Genomic DNA, 26,722 nt, shown 5'->3' with positions numbered 1-26,722 from the left:
GGCGGCGCGGGCCGGAGAGCTGGGGGCAGTGCGCGGCGGACGTCCCGGCCGGCCGGTGGTGGCGGTCGCGGCCGGTGTTCTGGTGATCGCGGCGCTGTTCCTGATCGACGCCTCCGCGCCGGCCCTGTTCGCGGCACCTCTGCCCACCCGCGCGCAGGACGGGCTGACCCTCGCGATCAGCGTGCTCATCGAGTCGCTGCCGTTCGTCGCCCTCGGGGTCCTGCTTTCCATCGTCGTGCAGGTGTGGGTGCCGCCGGGAGTGATCGAGCGGTGGATGCCGCGCCGGGCCTGGGCGCGGCGCGCAGTGCTCTCATTGCTGGGCATGATCGTGCCGGTGTGCGAGTGCGGCAACGTGCCCTTCGCACGGGGACTGCTGATCCGCGGCTTCACGGTGCCCGAGACGCTGACCTTCCTGATCGCCGCGCCGATCGTCAACCCGATCGTGATCCTGACCACCCACCAGGCGTTCGGATCCAGTGACGGCATCCTGATCGCGCGCCTTCTCGGCGGCTACGCGATCGCGAACCTGATCGGCTGGCTGTACAGCCGGCACCCCAACCCGGACGCCCTGCTGACCGACCGCTTCCGCGAGACGTGCGAGCTGGTCGAGGGGGAGCGGGGCGGACGCGGGCGGCGCAGTCTGGCGCAGTTCGTCGTCGAGCTGCGCGCTGTCATGCCGGCGCTGATCATCGGCTCGGCGCTGGCCGGAGCGGTGCAGGTGCTCATCCCGCGCGATGCGCTGCTTGCCATCGGCTCGAACCCGGCGCTGTCGATCGTGGCGATGATGGCCCTGGCCATGGTGGTGGCCATCTGCTCGAACGTGGACTCGTTCTTCGCCCTGTCGTTCGCCTCGACCTTCACCCCGGGGTCGATCGTCGCGTTCCTCCTGGTCGGTCCGCTCGTGGATGTCAAGATGCTCGCGCTGATGCGCACGACCTTCACCACCCGCACCCTCGCGGGGCTGGTGGTCATCGTGGTGCTGTCGGCGTTCGCGATCGGGACGGTGGTGAACCTCGTTGCGTAGGCCGGGACTTCTGAGCACCCGCTGGCTGGGCGTAGGCCTGGCGTCGGTGCTCGCCGTGATCACGCTCGGGCTGGCGCTGACCGGACGCCTCGGGCTGTACATCAACCCGGAATCGGCGTGGTTCGCAGTGACGATGGCGGTGCTCACGCTGGCGGGCACCGCGCTGAGTTTCACGCTTCCGCTCGGCGCCGAGGCCGACCACGGACACGAGCATGGACACGAGCATGGACACGACCATCCGCACCCGCACGCGGACCAGGTACTCGTCTCCGCCGCCGCTCCGTCTCCCCCCGCTGCCGCGCGCGCCCTGCCGGAACGGCCCGCGAGGGACCGGGTGCGCGCAGCGCGGCCCGTACACCCGGCGGCGCTCGCGGCGAGCGCGGTCGGCGCAGTGACGGCATCCGGAGTCGTGCTCCTGGCCCTGGTCCTGCCGCCCGCCTCCCTGTCCGCAGAGCTTGCGATGGCCCGCGATGTCGGCGCGCCGCCGCTCTTCGCCGGTGCGGATGCCGTCACCCTCGCCGCGACCGGCGACACGTCCTCGTTCGGGATCGGCGAGTGGGCGACCGTCTTCGCGACCGCCACCGATCCGGATGCCTTCGCGGGGGACTCCGTCACCCTCACCGGCTTCGTCACGCCCGGCGACCATGGCGGCTTCGACCTCACGCGCCTGGTGATCACGCACTGCGTCATCGATGCACAGCCCGCCAGCGTGCACGTCGCCGGATCCGACCCGGCTCCCGACACCGGGCAGTGGGTGACGATCACCGGCACGATCGGCTCGACCACCGACGGGCGCCTCGAGATCGACGCGACGGCGATCGAGCCGATCACCGAGCCCGGGGACCCGTATGAATACTGAGGCCGGCACCCGCCGCGGCCGCACCCGCACCCGCCGCACTCGCGCGTTCGCCGTGTCGTTCGCGATCGTCGCCGCCGTTCTGGGGACGGTCGGGCTGGTCGGCGCGGCCGCCGGCGTCGCGCAGGGGCCGCGGGTGACCGAGGTGCACGTCGATCCCGCCACGGCGGCCGCGGCATCCGGGTCGCGGCTGATCGTGACCACCTCGCAGTCGTTGGAGCCGGTCCGGGCCGATCAGGTGACGGTCACGCCCGCGGTGCCCTTCTCGGTGGACACGTCCGGGCGGAGCGTGGGCGTGCGATTCGGCCTGCCGCTGCACGACGAGACGGAGTACCGCGTCCGCTTCGACGATGTGCGCGGGGTGGGCGGCGGCCCCGGCGTGACGCTCACGCACACGTTCCGCACGCCGCCGGCGGAGGTGTTCATCCTGCAGCGCACCGAGAGCGGCGACACCGTCTTCCGCACCGATCTGACCGGCGAAGAGGCGGTGCCCGTGTTCAGCCACGAGCACATCGAGGATTTCCGGGCGACCTCCAGCCATCTCGTGATGTCGGTGCGCGAGGGCGACCGGGCTCGCCTGGTGGTGACCGATCTGGAGGGCGGCGCGGAACGCGATCTCGCCCTCCCCGGCGACGGCTTCGTCACGAATCTGCAGAGCGCCGACCGCAGCGAACTGATCGGCTACACCTTCTCGGATGCCGATCTGGATGAGACCGGCGGCCTGGAAAGCGCGCTGTTCACGGTGTCCCTGAAGCAGAGCGCGGCACACGCCGAGCCCGCCCCCGTCGTGGTGACCGGCGCCGAGCCGCGGGTCGCGGAATGGCGCTTCGTCCCCGACACGGACAACATCCTCCTGCTGACCTTCGACGGCTCGCTTCTCGTGACCGACCCGAAGGGCGAGACGGCCACCGCCCTGGGCACCGCGCTGGCGATCGAGGGCATCGCCCGCGGATCGTCCCAGGCGGTCGTCCTGCGCGGCGGCGGCATGGTGACCATCGACCTCGCCGACGCGAGCGAGGCAGCGCTCGCCCCCGCCGACGTCGATCTGGGCCTGCTCGGCGCGGTCACGCCGGTGCCGGGCGGCGGCACGATCCGGCTGGGGGCGCCGACCGACGCCGCAGGCATCCCGATCGGCACCACCGTCGCGGCGGCGACGGACGACGGGAGCACCACCGTGCTCATGGAGCTGCCGTCGACGGACGTCGCGCTGCAGACCTGTGTCTCGCCGAGCGGCAGATACGCCGCGCTGGTGGTGGCACCGGATGCGGTGACCAATCGGTACGACCTTTACCGGCTTCCGATGCCCAAGAAGGTGCAGACGCGGATCGTCGAGATCGCCGGCGGCGAACAGGTCCTGGCCATCAACGGCTTCGACATCTCCTGGTGCCAGGTGCCGCCGCGATGACCGATCCGATCGGACCTGTCCTGCCGACCCTGCGGCCCGCGACGCGCCATGCCTTGGCGGGACTGCCCCTCGAGGTCGCACCGCGTCTGCTGGGCGGAGTGCTGACCACCGTCGTGGACGGGCAGACGGTGGCCGTCCGGCTGACCGAGGTGGAGGCATACCACGGTGCCGGCACCGGCGACATTCCCGACCCGGGGTCGCATGCGCGCATGGGCCGCACTGTCCGCAACGCCACCATGTGGGGCGAACCCGGGCACCTGTACGTGTACCTGAGCCACGGCATCCATTCGTGCGTGAACGTGGTGTGCGGCCCGGACGGTATCGCCGGGGGAGTGCTGCTGCGGGCCGGTGAGGTGCTGGAGGGGCGGGATGCCGCGACCCGGCGTCGCCTCGAACGCCGGGGCGTCGTGCGCTCGGACCGCGACCTGGCCAGCGGACCGGGACGGCTGGGGGACGCGGTCGGTCTGCGTCACCCGATGCACGACGGCATCGATGCGGTGACCGGTGTCGAACGTGCCGGCGCGGTGGCCCGACTGGAGCTGCGCACCGAACCCCTGGACGCGGTCGCGACCGGACCCCGCGTCGGGGTGGCCGGCGTTGCGGGGACGGACCTCTTCCCGTGGCGCTTCTGGATCGCCGGCGACCGCACCGTCTCCGCCTTTCGGTGGGGGCGCGGGGCAAGACCCTCCTGACCAGCGCAAGGAGGCGCGCCGGCACATGCTAAACTGACTCCTTGTCTGCGCGCACTCCAGCACGCAGTTCGTACCCTCCCCGTGATCCGGCCCGAAACGGCCGCTGTCCTGGCGGGTGCAGACAAGGGATCTTGGGTGGAGCCGTCCGGTTCCACGGTATTAAGGAGTTGAAACCATGGCAGCAGTGTGCCAGGTGACCGGAGCGGTTCCCGGCTTCGGTCACAGCATTTCGCACTCGCACCGCCGGACGAAGCGCCGCTTCGATCCGAACGTGCAGAAGAAGACTTATTTCGTTCCGTCGCTGGGTCGCAACATCAAGCTCAACGTGTCGGCGAAGGGCATCAAGGTCATCGACGCCCGCGGCATCGAGTCCGTCGTCCGTGACATGCAGGCGAGGGGTGTGAAGCTCTAATGGCCAAGAAGGCTCAGGACGTACGTCCGATCATCAAGCTGCGTTCGACCGCGGGCACGGGGTACACCTACGTGACACGCAAGAACCGCCGCAACAACCCCGACCGCATCGTGCTCAAGAAGTACGACCCGGTCATCCGCAAGCACGTCGAATTCCGAGAGGAGCGTTGATCAATGGCTAAGAAGAGCAAGATCGCGCGCAACGAGCAGCGCAAGGTCGTCGTCGAGCGCTACGCCGCCAAGCGCGCCGAACTGAAGAAGGCCCTGGTCGACCCGACCTCGACCGACGAGCAGCGCGAGGCCGCACGCGTGGGCCTGCAGAAGCTTCCCCGCAACGCCTCGCCGGTGCGCGTTCGCAGCCGCGACGTCATCGACGGACGCCCCCGCGGTGTCCTGACGAAGTTCGGCATCTCGCGTGTCCGCTTCCGCGACATGGCGCACCGTGGCGAGCTGCCCGGTGTGACCAAGTCGTCCTGGTAAGCAGCACCACCAGCACCTCAGAAGAGGCGGACCCGTCCGGGTCCGCCTCTTCTCGTTGCCCGGACTATGCCCGTACCCGGGCGGGACCACTCGCTGCGCGGTCGGAGGCGGGTGTGAGCGGCAACGCGAAGATCGACTGCTCGTCAGCCACAACTGCCCCATCAGTCACATCTGCACCACCAACACGCCGACGGATTACGTCAAGGAGCTCGCAGATCCGCGGAATTCCGCGGAAAGTAGGTATATTCGGGGGCGGTCGATCCGACCAGCCGGAGGGTTTCGCCCGTCCGGTCCGAGCAATGAAAGTCGGCGCATCCGCCGCCTTGGAGGACAACCACATGGCTGACAAGTCCATCACTAAGACCGAACTCGTTGCGAGCATCGCCAGCGCGACGGGGCAGAGCCAGTCCGCCGTGTCGGGCGTGCTCGACTCCCTCTTCTCCACCGTCTCGGAGGCGGTCGCCAAGGGCAGCAAGGTGTCGATTCCCGGCTGGCTCTCGTTCGAGCGGGTCGAGACGTCGGCACGCACGGGTCGCAACCCGCAGACCGGTGCCGAGATCAAGATCCCGGCCGGCCAGCGCGTCAAGGTCACCGCCGGCTCCAAGCTGAAGGCCGCCGTCAAGTAGAGCCTTCGGCTCGAGGGCGACCAGCCGCCGCAGGCGGCATGTCGCGACGTCCAGGCCGAGCACGAGAAGGGGGATGCCGCATCACGCGGCATCCCCCTTCTGCATGCCGCCTAGGCTTAACCCGTGACCTCCACCACCGCTCCCGTCCGCGGCACCGTGCCGCGCGGAGACGCGGCGCGTTTGCTGCGGGCCGCCGGACCCGTGATCCTGGTCGTGTCCGCCGTGACCGCGATGATCTGGGGTCTGATCGTCGGCGGCGGTGCCGCGCCCTTCGCGATCGGCGACCCGGGCCCACTGGTCAGATGGGGCCTGCCCGCCGCGACGCTGGTCGTCAACCTCTGCGCCGCCGGCATGGTCGGCGCGCTGGTGACGGCGCTGTTCGCGCTGAAGGCGGGTGAGCGGGAGTTCGATGCCGCGCTGGATCTGGCTTCGGTCTCGGCGGCGATCTTCACCGTGGCGGCGGCATCCACCGGGTTCCTGACGTTCGTGAACACCTTCAACCCGGCGTGGGGGCTGGGTCCTGAGTTCGGGGCACAGCTGGGTCGGTTCCTGATCGAGACCGAAGCCGGGCGCACCTGGCTGATCACCGCGATCGCCGGCGCTGCGATCACCGTGCTGACGTTCGCGGTGCGCTCATGGACCCCGACCCTCTTCGTGGCCATCCTGGCCATCGCCGCACTCGTCCCGATGGGCACGCAGGGCCACTCCGGCGAGGAGGCGAACCACAGCGCCGCCGTCATGGCGCTCGTGCTGCACATCATCGCCGCCGCGGTGTGGCTCGGCGGTCTGCTGCTGATGGTGGTGATCCGGCCGCTCACCGACCGGCAGACCCTCGCCGACGCCATGGCGCGCTACTCGACCTTCGCGCTGGCGGCGTTCGTGGTGGTCGCGATCTCGGGCACCGTACGGGCGGTGATCGGAGTCGGTGCGTGGCAGAATCTCGCTTCGCCGTACGGGGTCATCCTGCTGGCCAAGGTCGGCGCGCTGCTGGTTCTGGGCATCCTCGGCGCCTGGTACCGCAAGCGACTGATCGGCAGAATGCGGGAGGATCCCGCCTCGCGTCACTTCTGGGGGCTCATCGCCCTCGAGCTGGCCTTCATGGGGCTGGCCAGCGGCGCGGCGGTGGCCCTGGCCCGCACCGCACCCCCGACGACATCCAACCTGCCGGCCGTGCGCACACCCGCGGAGATCCTCGCCGGGTCGCCCCTGCCGCCGGAGCTGACGCTGGATCGCTGGTTGACTTCGTGGAACCTGGACCTGCTGTGGGCGTTCGCGGCCGGATTCGGCATCTTCCTCTACGTCGCCGGGGCGCTGCGCCTGCGCCGCCGCGGCGATGGCTGGCCGATCTACCGCACGGTGCTGTGGATCACCGGGCTCGTGCTGCTGTTCTGGGTCACCTGCGGGCCGATCAATGCCTACGGCGAGTATCTGTTCAGCGTGCACATGGTGGGGCACATGCTGCTGACCATGGCGATACCGGTCCTCCTGGTCGCGGGGGCACCGGTCACCCTCGCCGCGCGCGCCATCCGCAAGCGCGACGACGGCACCCGCGGCGGACGAGAGTGGATCCTGTGGGCCGTGCACACGCCGGTTGCGCGCGTGCTCACCCATCCCTTCGTCGCCGCCGGCCTGTTCGTCGGATCCCTCTGGGTGTTCTATTTCACCGACCTCTTCCGCTGGTCGCTGTACGACCACCTCGGGCACGAGTGGATGACGGCGCACTTCCTGATCACCGGGTACCTGTTCGTCCTCTCGCTGATCGGGATCGATCCCGTCGCCTACCGGCTGCCGTACGCGGGCCGGCTGGTGACACTGATCGCCGTGATGGCGATCCATGCGTTCTTCGGCATCGCGATCATGATGCAGTCGGGTCTGATGGTCGCGGAGTGGTTCGGTGCGATGGGCCGCACGTGGGGCGCGTCACCGCTGGAGGATCAGTACATCGGCGGCGGTGTTGCCTGGTCGATCGGCGAGCTGCCCACGCTGATCCTGGCGATCACGGTGGCCATCCAGTGGAGTCGCAGCGATGAGCGTGCGCAGCGCAGCGCGGACCGGCATGCCGACCGCTCGGGCGACGCCGAGCTCGAGGCCTACAACGCCCAGCTCGCCGCGCTCGCCGAGCGGGACGCACGCGGCTGAACCGGCCGCCGCGCCGCGGCATCCCTCACGGGGTGCCGGGGGCGGTCACCGTGATCGAGGCGGAACCGTCCGGCTGCACCGTGATGGTCCCCGTGACGACGAACGGGACGTCTTCGGCCACGTCGCGCACCGAGCCGTCGAACAGAGAGCGGATCTCGACCTCGATGTGAGCGACGGCGTCGGCGGCGGGTATAGCCCAGCCGGCGCCGTCGGGAACGACCGTGACGGTCGGTTGGGCGGCGATCGACCAGGTCGGGGGCGAGACGATGCGATCCTGCACGATGAAGCCGAACGGGCACCCGGTGGGCTGCAGCACGTCCTGCGTCGCGCACCCGGAGAGGAATTCCTCGACCTTCTCCTGGACGATCTGCACGAACTCCGGCGTCGCCTGGGCCTGGACATCCACCGGCACCCTCGCGAACGGGCTGTCGGAGAGGACGGCCACGCCCCGGGTCGCAGAGATCGCGGTGTCGACCGACACGGAGTAGATGCCCGGGGAGAAGACCAACAGCGACATCGGCGCCTGGGGGTCTGCCTCGACGCCGTCGGGTGAGATCTGGCGCTTGTCGATGGTGAACCCGTTCACGTCGAAGGTCATCGACCCCTGGACGGACAGGTCCATCAGCGCGAGCGGACTCGTCGCGAACCGCCAGGTCGGCAGGCCGAGGGCGTCGACGGGCTGCACTTCGAAGGTGGTGGTGCCCGGGTACGCGCCCGCGCGGTACTGCACGGTCACCAGGACCACGCCGTCCGCACGCGTCTCCTCCGACACGATCTCGATGTCCGTCAGCGTGGCCAGCGCGTTGCGGCGCAGCAGCGCGTCCGAGGCGGCGGCAGGCAGCCCCGCGGCTTCGAGCTGGGCCGAATCGACCGCGACCCCCGGCACGGCCAGGGCGTCCGCGGCGCTGCCGTCCGCAAGCATCCCCAGATAGCGCTCCACGAACGCCGTCGGACTGTAGAACTCGCGGTACAGCGATGCGGATGCCGCGATGACCGCCGTCACCAGCAGAACGCCGACCATCCCGAGCAGCAGGAGATCGGCCGCGAGGCGGGGACGCCTGCGCGGCGGCGCGGCACGGCCCGGCGCGCCGGCCGGCGCCGCTGGTGCCGCGGCACCGGGGTTGGTCGCCGTGCCGCCTGCGTCCGTGTCCACGCCCTCAGTCTAGGAAGCCGCGGCTGGGAGAAGCCGGATGCCGTCAACCCGGCTCCGCGGCGATCAGCATCCGGACGCATCCCACCGCCGCCAACTGCCCCGCGCTCGTGGCGGCCGCGAGCGAGGCCAGCGGACCCGGAGCGTCGGGGGAGTGCGCCATGTCGCCGGCCGCGAAGACCCCGGGCATGCTCGTGTGTCCCATCAGGTCGATCGCCACGCACCCCGACTCCAGCATCCGTACGCCCAGTTGCGCCGCGAACGGCGCGCGCTGTGTCGCCGTCGGGGCGAGGAAGACCCCGCCGACCTCGAGGAGCGAGCCGTCGCTGAGCCGCAGCGTGAGACCCGTTGCGGCCGGTTCTACGGCGGCGACCTCCGCCGGTTCGAGCACCACCAGTTCCGACGCGATGCGGCCGAGCATGGCCGACTGCATGTCAGCGTGGGCGCCGCCGCCCAGGATCGCGATGCGCTTTCCGCTCAGCTCGTGTCCGTGACAGAACGGACAGCTGGCGGCCCCGCGGCCCCAGACCGCGGCCAGTCCGGGGATGGCGGGCAGTTCGTCGCGCAGCCCCGTGGCCAGCAGAACGGTCCGCGTGCCCACCGCAGCGCCTTCGACGTCGACCACGAAACCCCCGGCGGCCGGCGCGACCGCCTGCGCCGCGGCATCCCGGATCTCGACCGTGTCGTACGCGGCGATGTCTGCGCGAGCCAGCGCGCGCAGCTGCGCCGGTGGCCGTCCGTCGTGCGTGATGAGGTTCTGCGCGTGCTCGACCATGCCGTTGCGGTACTCGCCCGAGTCCAGCAGCAGGACCTGCCGGTGCATCCTGCCCAGCGTCAGGGCGGCCTGCAGGCCGGCCGGGCCGCCCCCGATGACGATCGTGTCGTACATGATCTCTCCCCTCTGGTTGCGTCCACAGCGATTCTGTGACTTCATGTCAACATGAAGTCAAGTCCCATCCCGATCGGCGTGGCGGCGGCCCGCTTCGGCCTCGACACGCACGTCCTGCGGCACTGGGAGGACGTCGGACTGCTCCGACCCGACCGGGATGCCGCGGGACGCCGGCGCTACGGGGACAGGGACCTCGTCCGCATCGCGGTGATCCTGCGCAGCAAGGCCGCAGGCATGACGCTCGAGCAGATCGGGGTGCTGCTGGATGAGCAGGCGCCCTCGCGGCACAGGGTTCTCGAGCAGCACATCGAGGACCTGAGCCGGCGGATGGCGGAGATGGAGCGCTCCCGCGAAATGACCCTGCATGCGCTGAACTGCCGGTCCCACGACATCTCGACCTGCCCCCGGTTCCGCACGATCGTCGGGGGAGTGATCGAAGGGACCGCGTCGTGGTCGCTGGACCCGCATGACGCGGAGATCCCGCAGCCGCTGTCCACCGGGCATGCCCATGTGCGCCGGGTCACAGCATCCACTGGTTAGCATGAACCGGTGATCACACCTCCGCTCTCGCCCGAGCAGGAGGCGCTCTTCCGCCTGATCGAGGACACCCGAGAGCACGTCTTCGTGACCGGACGCGCCGGGACCGGCAAGTCGACCCTGCTGCAGCACCTCGCCTGGAACACCAGCAAGCAGATCGCCGTCTGCGCGCCCACCGGGGTGGCGGCGCTGAATGTCGAGGGCCAGACCATCCACTCGCTGTTCCGGCTGCCCATCGGCCTGATCGCGGGCAGCCAGATCGAGCAGACCGACGCGACCCGCAAGATCCTCAACGCGATCGACACGCTGGTCATCGACGAGATATCCATGGTCAACGCCGACCTGATGGATGCGATCGACCGGTCGCTGCGCCAGGCCCGCGGCCGGCGGGCCGAGCCGTTCGGCGGCGTGCAGATCGTCATGTTCGGCGACCCCTACCAGCTGGCCCCGGTGCCGCCGCGCGGGGACGAGGCGCATTACATCCGCGACCACTACCGATCGTTCTGGTTCTTCGACGCGAAGGTGTGGGTCGGCAGTGTCGGCGGCGACGGGATCATGGACATCGGCGCGTACGGCGCCGACCTGCACATCCGCGAGCTGATCGAGATCCACCGTCAAGCCGATCCGGCCTTCAAGGCCATGCTCAACGCGGTCCGCTACGGCCGCGTGACCGCCGACATCGCGCAGGTTCTCAACGACACCGGAGCCCGTACTCCGCCGAACCCCGCCGACGGTGAGCATCCCATCATCACGCTGGCCACCCGCAACGACATCGTGAACAACATCAACCGGCGGCACCTGTCCGAGCTGATCGGCCGCGAGCAGACGGCCAGCGCCGAGATCAGCGGGGACTTCGGGCGGGGGGATGCCTCGTACCCGGCCGACGTGGACCTGAAACTCAAGGTCGGCGCGCAGGTGATGTTCCTGCGCAACGACACCGGCTCGTACGGCGACCCACCGCGGTGGGTGAACGGGACGATCGGGACGGTCACGCGGATCGCCGGCGGCACCGTGCGGGTCGAGGTGGAAGGGAAGGAATTCGACGTCGAGCCCGCCGTGTGGGAGAGGTTCCGGTACGCCTACGATGCCGGCTCGAAGTCGCTCACCCGCGAGATCGTCGCGGAGTTCACGCAGTTCCCGCTGCGGCTGGCGTGGGCCGTCACAATCCACAAGTCGCAGGGCAAGACGTACGAGCGGGCGGTGGTGGATCTCGGCTCGGGTGCGTTCGCCCCGGGGCAGACGTACGTCGCCCTCAGCCGGCTGACCTCGCTCGAGGGGCTGTATCTGACCCGACCGCTGCGGCCGAGCGACATCCGGGTGGATCCGGATGTGCAGCGGTTCATGGCCGGGGTTCGCGCCGCGGCATCCTGAGCCGCCCTCTCCACCCGCGAGACTGCATAGGCGCCTCGAGACTGTGGGCGTTCGACCCTGTTTCGCGGCGCCTCTGCAGTCTCGCGGTGCGGTGGGGTGGGGTGGGGTGGGGGTGGGGGTGGTCGGGTCAGGCGACCTGAGACTGCGCCTTCGCGGCGGCGAGGTCCTCGAACACCTCGGTGTTCATCCGGTACGCGAGCAGCACTTCGTCGATGACGCGCGCCTGCTCCTCGGCATCCCACGGTGCGGCATCCAGCTGCCGACGGTAGACGTCCTTGAACGCACTGGGGTCGGCGATGTCGTCGAAGACGTAGAAGCCGATGCCGTTGGTCTCGAAGCCGAAGCGGCGGGCCATCAGCCGGCCGATGAACTGACCGCCGGACAGATCTCCCAGGTAGCGGGTGTAGTGGTGGGCGACGAACCCGCCCGCCCAGGTCCTGCCCACCAGCTCGATCCGATCGACATAGCGCCGGGTCGTGGGCAGCGGTGAGATCTCGTCCCGCCAGTCCCCGCCGAGCAGGAACTCCAGGTCCGCCTCGAGCGCGGGCAGCCGCGTCAGCCGGTCGCTGATGAACACGGATGCGATGGGGTCCCGGCGCATCCGCTCTGCGGCACGCTCCAGAGCGTCGTACATGAACCAGTGCTGAGCGACGAGCGCGATGTAGTCCGCGCGCGTCCCGTCGCCCTTCATGAGGTCGGACATGAAGCCCGCACCCTCACTGCTGGAATGCGCAGAACTGGAACGCTCGCGCAGCGCGGCGGAAAACGGGATCAGATCGCTCATGATCCACATTCTAGGGGCAAGTAAGGCTCGCCTAACTTCCGGTCCGCGTGGTGCGCTCGTGACCGGCCTCAGTCGTGGGCGCGAGGTGCGATCCCCAGCCTCCGGCACGATTCGTCATACAGGGCGACGATCTCGCGGCGCACCTCCCGCCGTTCCGTGATCGATCCGCCCGGCCACGGCACCCGCACGAACGTCTCTTCCCCGGTGGCCAGCGTGGCCCGCCATTCGCCGCCCGCTCCGTCGAAGCCGATCATCGTCGCGGCGACGATGTCGGCGTCCGGAGCGTAGGCCCGGGCAATGAGAAGATTGTCGTCGTCGTGATCGCCGTTCATATGGGCGAGGACGCCCGCGACCGCGGCGTCGTCGAATCCGTGCCTCATCCGCCCAGCCTACCGATGGCGTTGACGGCCACGCGGCCGCGGTGTGTTTGAATTCATTGCAGAGACCGGGGGGTGAAGAATGCGGGCTCGACCGACAAGACGACGACGTGCGACGTTCGCGTTCGCGTTCGCGTCCATCGTCGCGCTCTCACTGGTCGCGACGGCCTGCGCTCCCGATGCGCACGTCGAGATCGACGTGCCCCCTCAGACCGCCGCGGCGCTCCCGGACGAGACCGTACAGCAGCTGCAGGATGCCGTCACCCATGCCATGACCGCCGCCGGCGCATCCGGAGCGATCGTCGGAGTGTGGGCGCCGTGGAGCGGCGAATTCGTCACCGGACTGGGCGTGGAATCGCCCGGAGGCGATCAGCCGGTCAGCGCGGAAATGCAGTTCCGCGCGGCCCAGCTGACCCGTCCGATGATCTGCGATGTCCTCTACGCGGTCGCCGACGAGGGCACCGTCCGACTGGACGACGCCGTCGCCGAGTGGGTCTCCGGGTTCCCGGACCTCACCGATATCACGCTGGATCAGCTGTGCGACAGCACCTCCGGCATCGGCTCGTACAGCTCGCAGCTGGCCGGCATGTTCCTGTCCAACCCGGGCCGCGTGTGGAACCCGCGCGAGCTGGCCAGCTACGGCATCGGACAGCCCCGCGGGGGCGAGCCCGGTGCCGCATACCGCGACTCCGACGCCGGGTACGTGATCCTCGGCGTGGCTCTGGAACGCGCCACCGGGCGCAGCGCCGCGCAACTGCTCACCGAGTACGTGTTCGATCCGCTGGATCTGACCGAGACCCGCCTGCCCGGCGCGCTCGCCGCTCCGCCGTCGACCGGCCCGGTGCTGACCGGTCATCATTCCCTGCGCGATGGTGCCGGCACCATGAACTGCGCCGAGCCGCTCGAGATGACCTCGCTCTCGGCAAGCAGCGGCTTCACCGATTCGGGTGTGGTCACCGACATCGACGACATCGGCCGCTACGTGCAGGGCCTGGCCACCGGCGCGCTCCTGCCCGAGGGTGCGGACCGCTTCGAACAGCCCCTCGCCGTCTACGCCGACGCGCCCTCCTGGTACACGACCCGCGGTGGAGCGATCCAGGCCGGCTCCCTCGTCGGTCAGTCCGGCTCGGTCCCCGGATATGCCACGGCCGCCTTCTCAGACCCGAAATCAGGGCTGACGGTCGCCGTGGTGCTGAACAACTCGGCCGTCGGTGGCGGGTTCACCCAGTATCTGGCATGGGAGCTGGCAGCGATCGCCTCGAAGGCTCCGGCAGCGGCAGGGGCGACCGCCCCCGATGCCGGGCTGCCGTGGACTGCGCAGCAGTACCACGAACTGATCGCGGCCTCCGCGATCTGCTCCGCACCCGCTGGGTGAGCCCGGCGTGGTGACGTCCCGAGCGGGCACCACGCCCGCGGTCGTCCTGGTCCTGGTCGGCTTGGCCTGTCAGGAAGTGGGCGCATCCCTGGCGATGCTGCTGTTCCCGCAGGTGGGTCCGCTCGGCATGGTCATGCTCCGCCTGGTCTTCTCGGCCGCGCTGCTGCTGCTGATCGCCCGGCCGGGGCTCCGCGGTCATTCACGCGACGGCTGGCTCGCCGTCGTGGGCTTCGGCGTCGTGCTCGCCGTGATGAACGGACTGTTCTACCTCGCGCTCGAGCGCCTCCCCCTCGGCGTCACCGTGACGATCGAGGTGCTGGGTCCGCTGGTCCTGTCCATCGTCGCCAGCAGGCGGCTGTCGGCCTGGCTGTGGGCGCTGCTCGCACTGCTCGGTGTCGTCGCGCTCGGCGGCGGCGGATGGGAGCGGCTGGATCCGATCGGCGTCATTTTCGCCCTCGGTGCGGCAGCGAGCTGGGTGTTCTACATCCTGGGATCGGCACGGGTGGGGAGGGAGTTCCCGAAGCTGGACGGGCTTGCGCTTGCGATGACCGTCGGCGCACTCATCGCCCTTCCCTTCGGCATCGCCTCGGCAGGCACGGCGCTCCTGCGTCCGGATCTGCTCGCGCTCGGAGCCGCGGTCGCCATCCTCTCCTCCACCATTCCGTACGCCTTCGAGCTGATCGCCCTGCGGCGGCTCCCCGCCGCGGCGTTCGCGATCCTGATGTCGCTCGCGCCGGCCACCGCATCACTGGCCGGCTGGCTGCTGCTCGGGCAGGAGCTGGTCTGGCTGGAGATCCTCGGCATCGCCCTGGTCATCGCCGCCAGCATCGGGGCCGTGCGCTCCTCGAGCAGGGCGGGGCGCGCAGCCGCATCGGCACGGGATGCCGCAGCCGACCGATCCGACCGGCTGTCCGACCGGAACCCCGGCCGAGAGCCCGAGACGCCGTTCGCTGAGCCGCTGGCGTGACGATGCGGTGCCGCCGGAGGCACCCGGCGCAGCGGTGCCGAGGGGGGATGCCGGGGCGCGAGTCGCGCGCGTAGCCTGGTCGCGAGTGTCGCGAGGGCCTCCGCTCCCGGCCGCCCGGGCACTCGGAGAGGACGCACCGCATGTGTCGCTGGCTCGCGTATCGAGGGGCGCCCCTGCAGCCCTCCCTGCTCATCCTGGACGCGCAGCACTCGCTCGTCGCCCAGTCCTTGAACTCGCCGTTGGGGGCAGAGACCGTCAACGGCGACGGGTTCGGCCTCGGCTGGTATCCCGCCGAGGCAGAGGCCGGCGGCATCCCGGCCGTCTTCCGCAGCATCGAGCCGGCGTGGTACGACCAGAACCTGCGCGAGATCAGCCGGGCGGTGCGCAGCCCGCTGTTCTTCGGGCATGTCCGCGCGGCCGGCGGCCCGCCGATTCAGCAGACCAACTGCCACCCGTTCCGCTACGAGAACTGGCTGTTCATGCACAACGGATTCCTGTCGGAGTTCGGCCGGGTCAAACGCGATCTGACCTTCGCGATCGACCCCTCGCTGTACCCGCACGTCCGCGGGACGACCGACTCCGAGGTGCTGTTTCACCTCGCCCTGACCTATGGTCTGCAGCAGGACCCGGTGGCGGCGATGGAGCAGGCCATCCGACGCGTCGAGTCGGTCGGTCGAGAGCACGGCGTGGCGTATCCCATGCAGGGGACTCTGGCCGTCTCGGACGGGCAGACCCTCTGGGCGTTCCGGTACTCGTCGCAGGGGCGGTCGCGCTCGCTGTTCCACTCAGCGGACATCCCCACGCTGCGCGAGCTGTACCCGGACATCGAACGGTTCCGGATCTTCGACGACAACGCGCACGTCGTGGTCTCCGAGCCGCTGAACGATCTGCCCGGCTCGTTCGTGGAGGTGCCGGAGGCCACCGTGCACATCCTGGGTGCCGATGGTTACCACCACCGGCCGTTCCTGGCTGCTGCGTGAGCGCGCGGCCGGCCACGCGGTCCTCAACCGGCCAGTGCCGATCGCACCGTGTCGAGGAACCATGCGGTCGCGGATGTCCCGCCCGCGTCGTGGGGCGAGATGAGGTGCACGGCAGTCGTGGGCGTGGGCAGGGGCAGTTCCAGGAGTTTCGCGCCTGAGGGCAGGGCCAGCGCGGCGAAGGCGTCGATCGGCACGATGGCGACGAATCCGCAACGTGCGACGATCCACGGCAACGAAGTGAACCGGGGAACCTCGACGTGGGGAATGGGCGAGAGAACGCCGGCGCCCAGGCCGGTGACGGCCTCCATGATCGCACGGTGACCGGCCGAGGGCCCGACTCTGGCCTCGGGCAACCGTCTCAGATCTTCGACGCGGATCCGTCCGTTGTCGTCTTGCAGGTCGGAGGGCACCAGGCACGCGTAACGATCCTGAAAGAGGACCTCCTGGTTCACCGGGCCGACAACCGGCGAACTGGTGATCGCCGCATCGATCTCACCGGAAAGCACGTCCTGCGCCACACTGTCGATGTCCAGCGGGATGACTTCGATCGAGATGCCCGGGCCGGTGCGCCCCGTGGCCAACAGGATCCGCGGGAGAAGCCCCGCCTCGCCCAGATCGGTGAGCGCCATTCGAAACCGGCGTCGCGATGTGGACGGATCGAAGCGGGCGCCGTCTTCTGTGCTGGCCACGATGCGCGAGAGCGGCCCGCTGATTTCGGCGTACAGGTCGGTGGCCATCCGGGAGGGGCGGACCCCGGTCCCAGTCCGGAAGAACAGCGGATCGTCGAAGTGCAGCCGCAGGCGTCGGAGCGCGTGACTGACCGCCGGCTGCGACACGCGCAGCGTCCCCGCCGCGGTGCTCAGGTTCTGCGCCCGGTATATCGCGACGAAGGTGCGCAACAGGTTCAAATCGATACTGGCCAGCACCCCCTCATTATGCAACAGCGGAATATCGTGGATACTCATCATTCATTGGACGAAGATCTCGATCCTCCGTACGGTCTTGGTGAGGATGCCGACGACCTCAGAAACGGATCAATGCAATGTCGCAGACGATGAGGGTGGCCGATGCGCTCGGCCGCATGCTGGCCGAGCTGGGTGTATCGCAGGTGTTCGGAGTGGTGGGCAGCGGCAACTTCCGGCTGACCAATGCGCTGGTGGCGGCCGGAGCGAATTTCGTCGCGGCGCGCCATGAGGCGGGTGCGGCGTCCATGGCCGACGCGTTCTCGCGCATCACCGGGCAAGTCAGCGCGCTGAGCCTGCATCAGGGCTGCGGACTCACCAACGCGCTGACCGGGGTGACCGAAGCGGCCAAGTGCCACACGCCGCTGCTCGTCCTCGCCGCGGACACCGCGGTGGGTGATGTCACCTCGAACTTCCATATCGATCAGGATGCCGCGGTGATGGCCGTCGGTGCCACGCCGATGCGCATTCATTCGGCCGAAACTGCGCTGGCGGACGCGGCGCGGGCGTTTCGAGTCGCGCAGATCGAGCGGACCACGGTCGTCCTGTCATTGCCGATCGACATCCAGGACCGCACGATCTCGTATCCGGGAACGCGCCCCGCCTCGAACGTGCACGTGCCGACGCCGCTCGTCTCTGGCTCGGATGCCGCGGCCCTGGTGGAACTGCTCGCGCATGCGGATCGGCCGGTCATCATCGGCGGCCGAGGCGCGCGAGGCGCAAAGGGCGGTCTGCGGGAACTCGCCGCAGCTTCGGGTGCCCTCCTGATCGCCTCGGGAGGCGGCCGTGGGATCTTCGAGGGCGACGAATGGGCGCTCGATGTCGTCGGAGGATTCGCGACGGACAGCGCCGCAGAGCTCGTTCGCGACGCCGACCTCATCGTCGCATTCGGGGTCGCACTCAATGACTGGACGACGCGCGGAGGGACCCTCCTCGACAAGGCGACCCTGGTCCAGGTCGACGACCGCGTCGAGGCGATCGGCAAGCACCGTCTGGTGGATCTGGGCATCGTCGGCGACACCGCCGCTGTGGCACGGGCCGCGTGCGAGGCGCTCGAGGCCATGGGCCCGCCCCGCACGGGCTACCGCACACCCGAGGTGGCCGAGCGCGTCCGCGCCGCCCGATACTGGTCCGAGCAGTCGGTGGACGCGGTCGAAGAACCCGGCTTCGTCGACCCTGCCGCGCTGACGAACGCCCTCGACGCGATGCTGCCCGACGAACGCGTCGTGGTCGTCGACGGTGGCAACGTGAACGCGTATCCGGGGGCGCACCTGCGCGTGCCCGACGACGAGGGCTACGTGCTGCCGCTGTCGTTCCAGTCCATCGGCCTCGGGCTGGCCAGTGTGATCGGCGCTGCCGTCGCACGTCCGGATCGCCTCGCCGTGCTGGGCACCGGCGACGGGTCGCTGCTGATGGGGGCCGTGGAGCTGGAGACGGCGGTGCGCCTGCGCCTCAAGCTGCTGATCATCGCGTTCAATGACAGCGCCTATGGTGCCGAGATCCATCTCTTCCCGGACTCCACAGCCCAGGAGCAGGAGATCGTCCGATTTCCGGACACCGACATCGCGGCGATCGCCCGCGGCTACGGGTGCGAAGCGATCACCGTGCGGTCGCTCGAAGATCTCGGCGGCGTATCGGCCTGGCTCGAGTCCGATCAAGCGCGCCCTCTGGTGATCGACGCGAAGATCACTGGTCGTCCTTCCTGGCTCATGGCCAGGGAAGACGGCCACTAGAACCCGAATCACAGGAACAAGGGAGTTCATCATGACCCACGCCACAGCCATTCGTGCTCGCCGTCTGCTGGTCGCCGCCGGGGCCGCCGCCGTTCTCGTCCTCGCCGGCTGCGCCGGCGATCCCGAGGGTGCATCGCCGGGCGGCGAGGACAACACTGCGGAGGGCGGGACCATCCGGGTCGCGTATCTGGCCACCGGGTCGTCGCTGCCGCTGTTCGTCACTGCGGAGAAGTACGCCGAAGAGGTCGGGATCGACGTCGAACTCGTCGAGGTCGCGAGCGGCAACGAATCGATCACCGGCGTTGCGACCGCTCAGTACGATGCCGGGTTCGCCGGGATCGGTTCTGCCGCCTACAACGCTGTGGACGAAGGATTGCCGGTCCGGTACGTCGCACCGATGCACGCGGGCTACATCGAGGACTACTTCATCGTCTCGTCCCAGCTGGCAGGTTCCTCGGCCGAGGCGGCCACGCTTGCCGAGGACATGTCGCAACTGGCGGGCAAGACATTCGCCGCGAACGCGCCCGGAGTGGTGACCGAGGCGCTGCTGGGGTTCGCCCTCGAGCGCGGCGGCCTGTCGATGGACGAGATCGCGCTGGAATACATTCCGTTCCCCGATCAGGTGCCCGCACTCGCGAACGGCGGGATCGCGGCAGGCATCCTTTCCGAACCGTTCCCCACTCAGGCCGAGGAGAACGGATCCGGCTACCGTCCGTGGGCGACGCCGACAGACGAGGAACCGCTCCCGTTCACCGGCATCATCTACAACACCGACTGGGCGGATGCGAACCCGCAGGTGGCTGAGGACTTCATGCGCGCCTACACCATGGCCGCTGAGGACCTCGACGACAACGGCTGGGACACTCCCGAGATGCTCGCGCTCGTAGAGCAGTACACCGGCGCCGATCCCGCGATCGTGGCAGCGTCGCGACAGCACCACATCGCCGCGGACCTCAGTGTCGACTTCGACGTCCTGCTCCGATACCAGGAGTTCTTCATGGAGCGAGGATCGCTGAACTACGACGAGATCATCCCCGAAGAGGACATCTGGGACTTCACCTGGCGCGACGCCGCCCTCAAGAACTGACGACGGTGAGCCCGATGAATGCGCAGGCGCAGCCGAAAGTACGTCTCACCGACGTGAGCAAGCGGTTCCCGGGACGTGAGCAGGTCACCGCGCTTGCGGAGGTCTCGCTGGACATCGCCGAAGGCGAGTTCGTGTCGATCGTAGGACCTTCCGGTTGTGGCAAGTCCACGCTGCTGCGGCTGGTGGCGGGTCTGTACGAGCCCTCATCGGGCACCGTCGAAATCGGAAGTTCCAAACCGGATCGTCCGAAGACCGCGATGGTCTTTCAGGAGCACGCTCTGTTCCCCTGGATGTCGGTGCGCGAGAATGTCATGTTCGGCCCGCGCAACCGCAATGTGCCGAAGAAGGAGGCGGCGGAAATCGCCGACGAGCAGCTCGCGCGCCTGGGCCTGGCCCGTTTCGGCGACTTCTATCCGCATCAGTTGTCCGGCGGGATGAAACAGCGCGTCGGGATCGCCCGGGCGCTCGCGCAGGATGCGGAGGTGCTCCTCATGGACGAGCCTCTGGGCGCTCTGGACGCGCAGACGCGCACACTCCTGCAGGAGCAGATCCTCGAGCTGCGACAGCAGACGAACCCCACGGTCCTCTACATCACGCACGCCATCGATGAGGCTGTGTTCCTGTCCGACCGGGTCGTGCTGATGTCGGCTCGTCCGGGTCGGATCCGCGACATCGTCGAACTTGATTTCGGGCCCGACCGCACGCCCGAGCTGCGGGGCACACCGGAGTTCGCTGCGCTCTCTCAAGACATCTGGAACCACCTCCGCGTCGAGGTGCAGGCCGCGATGGCCGTGGACGACCGGTGATCCGGCGCGCCCTCCGCGAGAGGTGGGCCCTCTTCGTCGGGCCGATCGCGATCCTCCTGGGATGGGAGGTCCTCAGTCGAACGGGGATCATCCGGCCGACGTTCTTTCCGCCGCCGAGCCAGATCATCGCGCGAAGCGTCATCGTGTTCGAACCCGCGTCCGGGCTGGGTGGCGACATCATCGCCACCGTCGTCCGCGTTCTGGTGACGATCCTTCTCGCGGTCGTTCTCGGTGTCGCGGTGGGCATCGCGATCACCGCGTCGCAGTGGCTGGAGCGGGGCACCCACACGGTGCTGGCCTTCTTGTACCCGATCCCCGGCGTGCTGTTCTTCCCCTTCCTGACCTTCCTGTTGGGCCGCACCGAGATGGCGATCATCCTGACCGCTCTGGTGACGCCCTTGGTCGTGATGATCCTGTACACCGTCGCCGGGGTCCGCAGCATCGACCGGACGCTGCTGGAAGTGGCAGACAATTACGGCTCACGTGGCAGGCGTCGATTCCTCGGCATCCTCGTCCCCGGCGCACTTCCGTCGATCGTCACGGGGATCCGGGTCTCGCTGGGGTTCACGTTGATCGCCGTCATCGCCATCGAGATGGTCGGAGCTCCCAACGGACTGGGCCAGTTCCTCTGGTCGAATTGGCAGATCCTGCGCGTCACCGATATGTACGTCGCCTTGCTGATCATCGCGGTGATCGGCCTGATCAGCTCGGTCGGCTTCGACGCGGTCGCGGACCGAATCCTGCCCTGGCGACGCGATGTTCAGGGGGCACAGATATGAGTCCGACAGTACGGCGCTGGGCGCAATCCTGGGCAATTCCGGTCATCGTGCTCGTGTTGTGGGAGATCGTCACGCGGGCAGGTCTGCTCGACCCACGGTTCTTCCCTCCTCTCAGCGACATTCTCGCCACCACGGTCGACCAGCTGCTGTACGGGCGGCTGGGCCTCGACGTCGTGCTGACGGTGCAACGGCTCGTGATCGCATTCGCGTTCGCGGCGGTCTTCGGCGTCGCTATCGGTGTCGCGTCTGGCCGGTGGCGGACGGTGGAGATGCTCATCCGACCCATCACCGACACGCTGTACCCGCTGCCCAAGATCGCGCTGCTCCCGCTGTTCATCATCATCGTCGGGCGTGGGGAGGTCGCGTACATCATCACGGCGTTCGCAACGGCCTTCTTCCAGATCATCATCAGCACGCGGGGCACCGTGCGAGAGGTGCCGACCGACATGATCGAGGCCGGCCGCAATTTCGGCGCCACCGGCGTTCGATTCTTCACGCGGCTGTTGTTTCCCGCTATCGCGCCGGGGCTGATGAACGGCTTGCGCCTGGGCATGGCCACCTGCCTGATCACGCTGATCGCGGCCGAGTTCGTCGGCGCCGAATACGGTCTGGGCGCCATGATTCGCCGGGCAGGACAGCAGTTCGCCGTCGCGGAGGTCTACGCCGGAATCCTCATCGTCGGGCTGCTCGGCCTGCTGATCAATCTCGTGTTTCGGCTCGTCACCCCGCTCGTGGTTCCGGCGGAACGTCGGGGCCGTCGTCCCGCCGCGGCGCAGCGGGGACAGGGAGTGCCCGGAGGCGTCTGACCTGCCCGCACACACAGAACGCCCGGTATGCGAGCCGCGTGCTCGCAAACCGGGCGTTCTGCGGCGCCACGCAGGGCGCCGATCGATCTACCGTGCAGACCAGAGATCGGGCTTGCCGTCGGAATCGAGCTCGAGCAGCGCGCCCGAGTCGTCCACGATCGGCTGCGGGTCCGCGCTGACGTACTCCAAGCGCACGTTGCCCAGATCGGCCTTGTCGGTGAACCACAGCACGACGTGGCCGTTCTCGTCGATCGACTGTCCGTTCACGGTGAACCCCATGGCCTGCATCTGGGCCATCCTGGCCTCGATGTCGGGTGTGTTCATGAAGCCGAGGTGATGGAAGCCCTCGCCTTCCGTGACGGCGTGGGTGCCGGCGCCGTGGAACTCCATCAGCTCGATGTGCGGCGGCCCCTCGAGGCTGAACGAGATGCGCGCGTCGTGCCAGTGCGGCTCCGGGTTGCTGGCGTCCGCATACCGCTCGGTGCGATAGCGGGCGATGGGGCTGAAGGTGTACCCCGTGACCTTCGACCAGTGGGCGATGGCCGCTTCCAGGTCGGCGACCAGGAAGCCGATGTGGTGGATCAATGGTGCGTCAGCGGTCATGGTCACAGCCCCTTTCCGGGCTCGAATACGGTCTTGACCTGGGAGGAGTCGCCCAGGTTGGAGAGGGCGCGCGAGAAGTCGTCGAAGCCGACGACATCCGTCACGATGCCCTCGGTCTTGATCGCTCCCGATCGCAACGCGGTCATGGATCGCTGCATCGTGAACGCCTGCGCGAACGAGCCCTTGATCGTCAGCTCGCGGCTGAAGATCTCATACGGCCGGATACTCGCGGTCGCGTCCTCGCCGGCCAGACCGTAGACGAGCACGGTGCCTCCCGTCGCGGTCAGACGGATGCCGAGCTCGAGCACGGCGGTGGATCCGGTCGCCTCGACGACGGCGTCGAAGCCGTTTGGCGCAAGCGCACGCAGCGCAGCCTCTGCCGCGTCGGCGTTGCCGCGATCCATCTGGACGGTCTCGTCCGCACCGAACTCCTTGGCGAGGGCGAGTTTGCTGGCCGTCGGCGCAGCGACGACCACGCGCGCGGCGCCCGTCGTCTTGAGCAGCTGAGCAAGGATCAGGCCGGTCGGTCCCGCGCCGAAGATCAGGACCTCGGAGCCCGGCTTGAGGGCCAGCATGTCCGCGCCGTGCATGGCGCACGCCGTCGGTTCCGCCAGACCGGCGGTCGCCACATCGAGCCCGTCTGCGGAGAAGGTCTTCGCGGCGCGGACGGCGACGTACTCGGCGAAGCCGCCTGCCTCGTTGCAGCCCAGGGAGACGAAGTTCTCGCAGAACAGCGCCCTGCCGGTCAGGCAGGGTCCGCACTCGCCGCAGTGGATGGTGTTGTCGACCGTGACGACGGTGCCGACCGCCGGAGTGGTGACCCCCTCGCCGAGGGCGACGACCCGGCCCAGGATCTCGTGGCCGGGGATGAGCGGCAGCTTCGCGATGAACCCACCGTGAAGGAGGTGCTCGTCCGTGCCGCAGACGCCCGTCCTGATCACCTCGAGCAGCACCTCGCCGCGCGCCGGCTCCGGGGTCGGGACATCCTCGACACCCCAGTGCGATCCCTCACGGAAAACAATCGCCTTCATACTCACTACCTCCGTCGGTTGCCTCAATGCAACATCTGTCTGTGGTAGTAAGACTACTTGATCGGGCGGGTCGGACCATCTAGCTCCGGTCGTAGTTGCCAAATTTGAGTAGTATTACTACATGGATTCACTCAACGCCGAGCCCACGGCAGAACCTCACATCACTCCGGCGCTGCTCACCGTCATCGCCGACGGCGGCCTGGAGGGCACGCCCGACATCTACCGGGTGCCGCTCGGACGGCTCGACGGCGTGTACTCCGACTCCGCCGCCTACCGCGCCGAGACCGACCGGATGGGAGCCGACGCCGAGGTGTACTCGGTGCGCTCGCATTCCTATGCCGACGGTCCAGGCTCTCTGACGATCGGCACGAGCCGGCTCGAGCCGGGCAAGATCGGGCTCGAGTACGCACTCACGCGCGGCCACCTGCACCGGCGAGCGGACAGAGCGGAGCTGTACTACTGCCTCTCCGGACGCGGAGTGATGCTCATGGACACCGTCGACGGCCGGGCCAGCGCGATCGAGCTGACACCGGGCAAGGCCGTGCACGTGCCCGGGGGGTGGATTCACCGCAGTGTCAACGTCGGCGCCGAGCCCTTCGTGACGCTGTTCTGCTACAACTCCGACTCGGGCCAGGACTACGAGATCATCGCCGACGCCGGGGGCATGAGTCAGCTCGTCATCGACGATGGCCTCGGCGGGTGGGCGGCAGTCCCCAACCCCCAGCACACGGGTTACCGCGCTTCCACGGCCTCGGAGTGAAGCGGCGAAAGGCCCTAGTCTCGATGCGGGCAGTGTTGCACGAGACCGGAGCGGAACCATGGCGGCAGATAAAGGGCACGGGATAGTGTCACCGCACGACCGCGAGCACCACTCCGGCGACCCGCAGAATTCGCTGCTGGACCGCATCTCGCAGCACCTGGACGAGATCAGTCCCTCCGAGCGCAAGGTCGCCGATCTGATCCTGCTGGACCCGGTGGCGTTCACCACGATGACGATGGCTCGCGCAGCCGGAGCCGCCGGAGTGAGCGAGCCGACCGTCATGCGGCTGGCGCTCTCGCTCGGCTGCGACGGCTTCCAGTCGTTGAAGATGGCCCTCGCGCAGGCGGTGGCCCTGGGCATGCCGGTCACCTTCTCGGCGATCAACGACACCGACTCGGTCGCCGACATCGCCCGGAAGGTCTTCGATCACACCATCACGAGTCTCGACAAGGCTCGCCACGCTCTGGATGTCAGCGCGATCGAGCGCTCCGTCGAGTTGATCCTCGCCGCCCCGACCGTGGTGTTCGTCGGTTTCGGCGCCTCCAGCATCATCGCCCTGGATGCCGCGCAGAAGATCCCGGTGTTCGGCCGGCCCCTGCTCGCTCCGAGCGATCCGCATCAGGCGTTCATGGCCATCGCGACGGTCCCGCCGCCGTCGGTCGTCGTCGCGATCTCCAACTCCGGGCGCACCACCGACGCGATCCGGCTCGCCGAGGTGGCGAAGTCCCGATCGCTGCCGGTCATCGCCATCACCGGAAGCGACGACACACCCCTGTCCGCAGTGGCGGACGTGCCGATCGTCGTCCGCACGTTCGAGAACACCGACGTCTACACGCCGGCCGTGAGCAGGATCGCCGGTCTGGCGGTCGTCGACATCATCGCCGCCGCCCTCGCCATCCGCCGCGGGGACCAGCACCACGAAGGGTTCCGGGCGATGAAGGCGAGTCTGCTCGAGTTCCGAAGTCAGCCATAGCCGAGAGGCACGAAGGGCCCCCGGAAACCGATCCGGGGGCCCTTCGTACGTGTGCCGATTCAGTCGACGGTGATGACGACCTTGATCTCGGTGCCGGTGCTGGCCAGATCGAACGCGTCCGCCGCGCGTGCGTAGTCGAACCGGCTGGTGAGCATGACGGTGGGATCGACCGCACCGGAGCGGATGATCTCGATCGCGCGCTCGTAGTCGGCGGTCACATAGGTCGCCGCGCCCTGGATGCGGATCTGCCGGTCCTGCACTGTGGGCAGATCGACCGTCACCGGGCGCGAGGGTACTCCGACGATGACGACCGCGCCGCCCTGGGCGACCACGCGGACCGATACGTCCACCGTCGTCTGCACCGAGACGCAGTCGAAGACGACGTCGGCCGACTCGCCCAGCGCGGCGGTCACGGTGCCGACGAAGTCGTCGTCGGCGGCGTCGACCGCGGCATCCGCACCCAGCCGCAGCGCGATCTCGCGCTTGGAGCCGAGCAGATCGCTCACCACGATCCTGCGCGCACCGGCGGCACGGGCGGCCGCGAGCATGAGCAGGCCGATCGTTCCGCAGCCGTGGATGAGCACTGCCTTGCCCTGCAGGTCCCCGGCCAGACCCGCGGCGTGAACGGGCGTCGCCAAGGGCTCGATCAGGATCGCCTGGTCGTCGGAGAAGTCCTCCGGAACGACGCGAAGCCGGTCTGCGGGAATGCTGAAGGTCTGCGCCATGCCGCCCTCACGGTAACCGCATCCGAAGAATCCGAGGTTCTCGCACACGTTCACGTTGCCCGCCCGGCAGACCTTGCACTCCCCGCAGGGGAGGGTCGGCTCGGGCGTCACGCGCGTGCCGACGGCAAGGCCCGTCACGTCGGAGGCGACCGCTTCGACGACTCCGACGACCTCGTGGCCGGGGTAGTACGGGGGCTTCATCTGAGGGTGCTTGCCGTGGAGCGCGTGCGTGTCCGAACCGCAGACCCCGGCGATGCGCATCGAGACCAGCGCCTCACCTGCGCCGAGCTCGACGGCGGGTTCGGTGACGACATCGACGACGCCCGGCGCCGACACGAGGATCCGCCAGCGCTGATCCGAGGAAGTGGTGGTCATGATGGCCTGCTCCTTCGCG

The 26,722-nt window shown here is 68.9% G+C and carries 29 protein-coding genes; 21 read left to right on the top strand and 8 right to left on the bottom strand.

Annotated features, from left to right (window positions below):
* Positions 1-28 precede the first annotated feature (28 nt).
* From QNO12_RS16755 to QNO12_RS16715, 9 genes are all read left to right on the top strand, one after another.
* On the top strand, positions 29-1,024 hold the full coding sequence (locus QNO12_RS16755; RefSeq protein ID WP_374761004.1) for a permease: 996 nt from the start codon (positions 29-31) through the stop codon (positions 1,022-1,024).
* Complete coding sequence (locus tag QNO12_RS16750) at positions 1,017-1,883, top strand: TIGR03943 family putative permease subunit (RefSeq protein WP_285178130.1); 867 nt, start codon at positions 1,017-1,019, stop codon at positions 1,881-1,883. Before QNO12_RS16755 ends, QNO12_RS16750 begins: the two co-directional genes overlap by 8 nt.
* On the top strand, positions 1,873-3,285 hold the full coding sequence (locus tag QNO12_RS16745) for a hypothetical protein (protein ID WP_257501007.1): 1,413 nt from the start codon (positions 1,873-1,875) through the stop codon (positions 3,283-3,285). Before QNO12_RS16750 ends, QNO12_RS16745 begins: the two co-directional genes overlap by 11 nt.
* Positions 3,282-3,977, top strand: a complete 696-nt coding sequence (locus QNO12_RS16740; protein ID WP_257501008.1) for a DNA-3-methyladenine glycosylase — start codon at positions 3,282-3,284, stop codon at positions 3,975-3,977. Before QNO12_RS16745 ends, QNO12_RS16740 begins: the two co-directional genes overlap by 4 nt.
* Before the next feature lie 175 nt (positions 3,978-4,152).
* Complete coding sequence (rpmB, locus tag QNO12_RS16735; protein ID WP_257501009.1) at positions 4,153-4,389, top strand: 50S ribosomal protein L28; 237 nt, start codon at positions 4,153-4,155, stop codon at positions 4,387-4,389.
* Complete coding sequence (gene rpmG, locus QNO12_RS16730) at positions 4,389-4,559, top strand: 50S ribosomal protein L33 (RefSeq protein WP_005051772.1); 171 nt, start codon at positions 4,389-4,391, stop codon at positions 4,557-4,559. Before rpmB ends, rpmG begins: the two co-directional genes overlap by 1 nt.
* A 3-nt stretch (positions 4,560-4,562) precedes the next feature.
* A complete protein-coding gene (rpsN, locus tag QNO12_RS16725; protein WP_257501010.1) occupies positions 4,563-4,868 on the top strand; it encodes a 30S ribosomal protein S14 in 306 nt (101 codons plus the stop codon).
* A 338-nt stretch (positions 4,869-5,206) separates the two neighbouring features.
* Positions 5,207-5,494 (top strand): HU family DNA-binding protein, encoded by a 288-nt coding sequence (locus QNO12_RS16720; RefSeq protein WP_257501011.1) that lies wholly within the window; start codon positions 5,207-5,209, stop codon positions 5,492-5,494.
* 231 nt (positions 5,495-5,725) lie between these two features.
* Entirely contained in the window at positions 5,726-7,633 is a 1,908-nt protein-coding gene (locus QNO12_RS16715) for a bifunctional copper resistance protein CopD/cytochrome c oxidase assembly protein (protein WP_257501140.1), read from the top strand.
* A gap of 25 nt (positions 7,634-7,658) precedes the next feature.
* Here QNO12_RS16715 and QNO12_RS16710 read toward each other — a convergent pair whose 3' ends face one another.
* Both QNO12_RS16710 and QNO12_RS16705 read right to left on the bottom strand, forming a co-directional pair.
* Positions 7,659-8,786: a hypothetical protein gene (locus tag QNO12_RS16710; RefSeq protein WP_257501012.1), complete on the bottom strand. Its 1,128-nt coding sequence runs from the start codon at positions 8,784-8,786 to the stop codon at positions 7,659-7,661.
* A 43-nt stretch (positions 8,787-8,829) separates the two neighbouring features.
* Positions 8,830-9,672, bottom strand: a complete 843-nt coding sequence (locus tag QNO12_RS16705; protein ID WP_285178128.1) for an NAD(P)/FAD-dependent oxidoreductase — start codon at positions 9,670-9,672, stop codon at positions 8,830-8,832.
* Between the two features lie 51 nt (positions 9,673-9,723).
* On the opposite strand from QNO12_RS16705, the gene QNO12_RS16700 reads away from it, so the two are divergent.
* Together QNO12_RS16700 and QNO12_RS16695 are read left to right on the top strand one after the other, a co-directional pair.
* Positions 9,724-10,212 carry a helix-turn-helix domain-containing protein gene (locus QNO12_RS16700; protein WP_257501014.1) on the top strand — a complete coding sequence of 163 codons (489 nt, stop codon included), beginning with the start codon at positions 9,724-9,726 and terminating at the stop codon, positions 10,210-10,212.
* A gap of 9 nt (positions 10,213-10,221) precedes the next feature.
* Positions 10,222-11,580 carry an ATP-dependent DNA helicase gene (locus QNO12_RS16695; RefSeq protein ID WP_257501015.1) on the top strand — a complete coding sequence of 453 codons (1,359 nt, stop codon included), beginning with the start codon at positions 10,222-10,224 and terminating at the stop codon, positions 11,578-11,580.
* Between the two features lie 127 nt (positions 11,581-11,707).
* On the opposite strand, the gene QNO12_RS16690 is transcribed toward QNO12_RS16695, so the two are convergent.
* Both QNO12_RS16690 and QNO12_RS16685 read right to left on the bottom strand, forming a co-directional pair.
* Positions 11,708-12,364, bottom strand: a complete 657-nt coding sequence (locus QNO12_RS16690) for a biliverdin-producing heme oxygenase (protein WP_257501016.1) — start codon at positions 12,362-12,364, stop codon at positions 11,708-11,710.
* Between the two features lie 68 nt (positions 12,365-12,432).
* Positions 12,433-12,744 (bottom strand): DUF2470 domain-containing protein, encoded by a 312-nt coding sequence (locus tag QNO12_RS16685; protein ID WP_257501017.1) that lies wholly within the window; start codon positions 12,742-12,744, stop codon positions 12,433-12,435.
* Between the two features lie 79 nt (positions 12,745-12,823).
* Between QNO12_RS16685 and QNO12_RS16680 the strand changes: the two genes are divergently transcribed.
* The 3 genes from QNO12_RS16680 (at position 12,824) to QNO12_RS16670 (ending at position 16,063) form a co-directional block, all read left to right on the top strand.
* Positions 12,824-14,116 carry a serine hydrolase domain-containing protein gene (locus tag QNO12_RS16680; RefSeq protein ID WP_257501018.1) on the top strand — a complete coding sequence of 431 codons (1,293 nt, stop codon included), beginning with the start codon at positions 12,824-12,826 and terminating at the stop codon, positions 14,114-14,116.
* Between the two features lie 10 nt (positions 14,117-14,126).
* Positions 14,127-15,083: an EamA family transporter gene (locus tag QNO12_RS16675; RefSeq protein WP_257501141.1), complete on the top strand. Its 957-nt coding sequence runs from the start codon at positions 14,127-14,129 to the stop codon at positions 15,081-15,083.
* A gap of 140 nt (positions 15,084-15,223) precedes the next feature.
* A complete protein-coding gene (locus QNO12_RS16670; protein WP_257501019.1) occupies positions 15,224-16,063 on the top strand; it encodes a class II glutamine amidotransferase in 840 nt (279 codons plus the stop codon).
* A gap of 23 nt (positions 16,064-16,086) precedes the next feature.
* Here QNO12_RS16670 and QNO12_RS16665 read toward each other — a convergent pair whose 3' ends face one another.
* A complete protein-coding gene (locus tag QNO12_RS16665; protein ID WP_257501020.1) occupies positions 16,087-17,028 on the bottom strand; it encodes a LysR family transcriptional regulator in 942 nt (313 codons plus the stop codon).
* A gap of 77 nt (positions 17,029-17,105) precedes the next feature.
* Between QNO12_RS16665 and QNO12_RS16660 the strand changes: the two genes are divergently transcribed.
* The 5 genes from QNO12_RS16660 to QNO12_RS16640 are packed head-to-tail and all read left to right on the top strand — an operon-like array spanning position 17,106 to position 22,236.
* A complete protein-coding gene (locus QNO12_RS16660) occupies positions 17,106-18,758 on the top strand; it encodes a thiamine pyrophosphate-binding protein (RefSeq protein WP_257501021.1) in 1,653 nt (550 codons plus the stop codon).
* Between the two features lie 31 nt (positions 18,759-18,789).
* The gene (locus QNO12_RS16655) at positions 18,790-19,845 is read left to right on the top strand and encodes an ABC transporter substrate-binding protein (RefSeq protein ID WP_257501022.1); all 1,056 of its coding nucleotides are present in this window, start codon (positions 18,790-18,792) and stop codon (positions 19,843-19,845) included.
* A gap of 14 nt (positions 19,846-19,859) precedes the next feature.
* Positions 19,860-20,651: an ABC transporter ATP-binding protein gene (locus QNO12_RS16650; RefSeq protein WP_257501142.1), complete on the top strand. Its 792-nt coding sequence runs from the start codon at positions 19,860-19,862 to the stop codon at positions 20,649-20,651.
* Positions 20,648-21,430, top strand: a complete 783-nt coding sequence (locus QNO12_RS16645; RefSeq protein ID WP_257501023.1) for an ABC transporter permease — start codon at positions 20,648-20,650, stop codon at positions 21,428-21,430. The genes QNO12_RS16650 and QNO12_RS16645 overlap by 4 nt, the downstream gene beginning before the upstream one ends.
* A complete protein-coding gene (locus QNO12_RS16640; protein ID WP_257501024.1) occupies positions 21,427-22,236 on the top strand; it encodes an ABC transporter permease in 810 nt (269 codons plus the stop codon). Before QNO12_RS16645 ends, QNO12_RS16640 begins: the two co-directional genes overlap by 4 nt.
* Before the next feature lie 87 nt (positions 22,237-22,323).
* Here QNO12_RS16640 and QNO12_RS16635 read toward each other — a convergent pair whose 3' ends face one another.
* The gene (locus QNO12_RS16635; protein ID WP_257501025.1) at positions 22,324-22,839 is read right to left on the bottom strand and encodes a VOC family protein; all 516 of its coding nucleotides are present in this window, start codon (positions 22,837-22,839) and stop codon (positions 22,324-22,326) included.
* A 2-nt stretch (positions 22,840-22,841) separates the two neighbouring features.
* Positions 22,842-23,870, bottom strand: a complete 1,029-nt coding sequence (locus QNO12_RS16630) for a zinc-dependent alcohol dehydrogenase family protein (RefSeq protein ID WP_257501026.1) — start codon at positions 23,868-23,870, stop codon at positions 22,842-22,844.
* A 121-nt stretch (positions 23,871-23,991) separates the two neighbouring features.
* Here QNO12_RS16630 and QNO12_RS16625 point away from each other — a divergent pair, with 121 nt between their 5' ends.
* Both QNO12_RS16625 and QNO12_RS16620 read left to right on the top strand, forming a co-directional pair.
* The gene (locus QNO12_RS16625) at positions 23,992-24,630 is read left to right on the top strand and encodes a glucose-6-phosphate isomerase family protein (RefSeq protein WP_257501027.1); all 639 of its coding nucleotides are present in this window, start codon (positions 23,992-23,994) and stop codon (positions 24,628-24,630) included.
* A gap of 58 nt (positions 24,631-24,688) precedes the next feature.
* Positions 24,689-25,603: a MurR/RpiR family transcriptional regulator gene (locus QNO12_RS16620; RefSeq protein ID WP_257501028.1), complete on the top strand. Its 915-nt coding sequence runs from the start codon at positions 24,689-24,691 to the stop codon at positions 25,601-25,603.
* 59 nt (positions 25,604-25,662) lie between these two features.
* On the opposite strand, the gene QNO12_RS16615 is transcribed toward QNO12_RS16620, so the two are convergent.
* Positions 25,663-26,703 (bottom strand): zinc-dependent alcohol dehydrogenase, encoded by a 1,041-nt coding sequence (locus tag QNO12_RS16615; protein WP_257501029.1) that lies wholly within the window; start codon positions 26,701-26,703, stop codon positions 25,663-25,665.
* Between the last annotated feature and the right edge of the window lie 19 nt (positions 26,704-26,722).

Origin of the sequence: Microbacterium sp. zg-B185 (genome assembly GCF_030246885.1) — a bacterium.
Lineage (GTDB): Bacteria > Actinomycetota > Actinomycetes > Actinomycetales > Microbacteriaceae > Microbacterium.
Note: the sequence above shows the minus strand (reverse complement) of the source record. Positions and strands in the feature narration are given on the sequence as shown.

Coding starts and splice junctions, on each gene's coding strand:
- QNO12_RS16745 (WP_257501007.1), top strand. CDS start 1,873: ATGAATACTGAGGCCGGCACCCGCCGCGGCCGCACCCGCACCCGCCGC.
- QNO12_RS16740 (WP_257501008.1), top strand. CDS start 3,282: ATGACCGATCCGATCGGACCTGTCCTGCCGACCCTGCGGCCCGCGACG.
- rpmB (WP_257501009.1), top strand. CDS start 4,153: ATGGCAGCAGTGTGCCAGGTGACCGGAGCGGTTCCCGGCTTCGGTCAC.
- rpmG (WP_005051772.1), top strand. CDS start 4,389: ATGGCCAAGAAGGCTCAGGACGTACGTCCGATCATCAAGCTGCGTTCG.
- rpsN (WP_257501010.1), top strand. CDS start 4,563: ATGGCTAAGAAGAGCAAGATCGCGCGCAACGAGCAGCGCAAGGTCGTC.
- QNO12_RS16720 (WP_257501011.1), top strand. CDS start 5,207: ATGGCTGACAAGTCCATCACTAAGACCGAACTCGTTGCGAGCATCGCC.
- QNO12_RS16715 (WP_257501140.1), top strand. CDS start 5,726: ATGATCTGGGGTCTGATCGTCGGCGGCGGTGCCGCGCCCTTCGCGATC.
- QNO12_RS16705 (WP_285178128.1), bottom strand. CDS start 9,672: ATGTACGACACGATCGTCATCGGGGGCGGCCCGGCCGGCCTGCAGGCC.
- QNO12_RS16700 (WP_257501014.1), top strand. CDS start 9,724: ATGAAGTCAAGTCCCATCCCGATCGGCGTGGCGGCGGCCCGCTTCGGC.
- QNO12_RS16690 (WP_257501016.1), bottom strand. CDS start 12,364: ATGAGCGATCTGATCCCGTTTTCCGCCGCGCTGCGCGAGCGTTCCAGT.
- QNO12_RS16685 (WP_257501017.1), bottom strand. CDS start 12,744: ATGAGGCACGGATTCGACGACGCCGCGGTCGCGGGCGTCCTCGCCCAT.
- QNO12_RS16680 (WP_257501018.1), top strand. CDS start 12,824: ATGCGGGCTCGACCGACAAGACGACGACGTGCGACGTTCGCGTTCGCG.
- QNO12_RS16670 (WP_257501019.1), top strand. CDS start 15,224: ATGTGTCGCTGGCTCGCGTATCGAGGGGCGCCCCTGCAGCCCTCCCTG.
- QNO12_RS16665 (WP_257501020.1), bottom strand. CDS start 17,028: ATGAGTATCCACGATATTCCGCTGTTGCATAATGAGGGGGTGCTGGCC.
- QNO12_RS16660 (WP_257501021.1), top strand. CDS start 17,106: ATGTCGCAGACGATGAGGGTGGCCGATGCGCTCGGCCGCATGCTGGCC.
- QNO12_RS16655 (WP_257501022.1), top strand. CDS start 18,790: ATGACCCACGCCACAGCCATTCGTGCTCGCCGTCTGCTGGTCGCCGCC.
- QNO12_RS16650 (WP_257501142.1), top strand. CDS start 19,860: ATGAATGCGCAGGCGCAGCCGAAAGTACGTCTCACCGACGTGAGCAAG.
- QNO12_RS16640 (WP_257501024.1), top strand. CDS start 21,427: ATGAGTCCGACAGTACGGCGCTGGGCGCAATCCTGGGCAATTCCGGTC.
- QNO12_RS16635 (WP_257501025.1), bottom strand. CDS start 22,839: ATGACCGCTGACGCACCATTGATCCACCACATCGGCTTCCTGGTCGCC.
- QNO12_RS16630 (WP_257501026.1), bottom strand. CDS start 23,870: ATGAAGGCGATTGTTTTCCGTGAGGGATCGCACTGGGGTGTCGAGGAT.
- QNO12_RS16625 (WP_257501027.1), top strand. CDS start 23,992: ATGGATTCACTCAACGCCGAGCCCACGGCAGAACCTCACATCACTCCG.
- QNO12_RS16620 (WP_257501028.1), top strand. CDS start 24,689: ATGGCGGCAGATAAAGGGCACGGGATAGTGTCACCGCACGACCGCGAG.
- QNO12_RS16615 (WP_257501029.1), bottom strand. CDS start 26,703: ATGACCACCACTTCCTCGGATCAGCGCTGGCGGATCCTCGTGTCGGCG.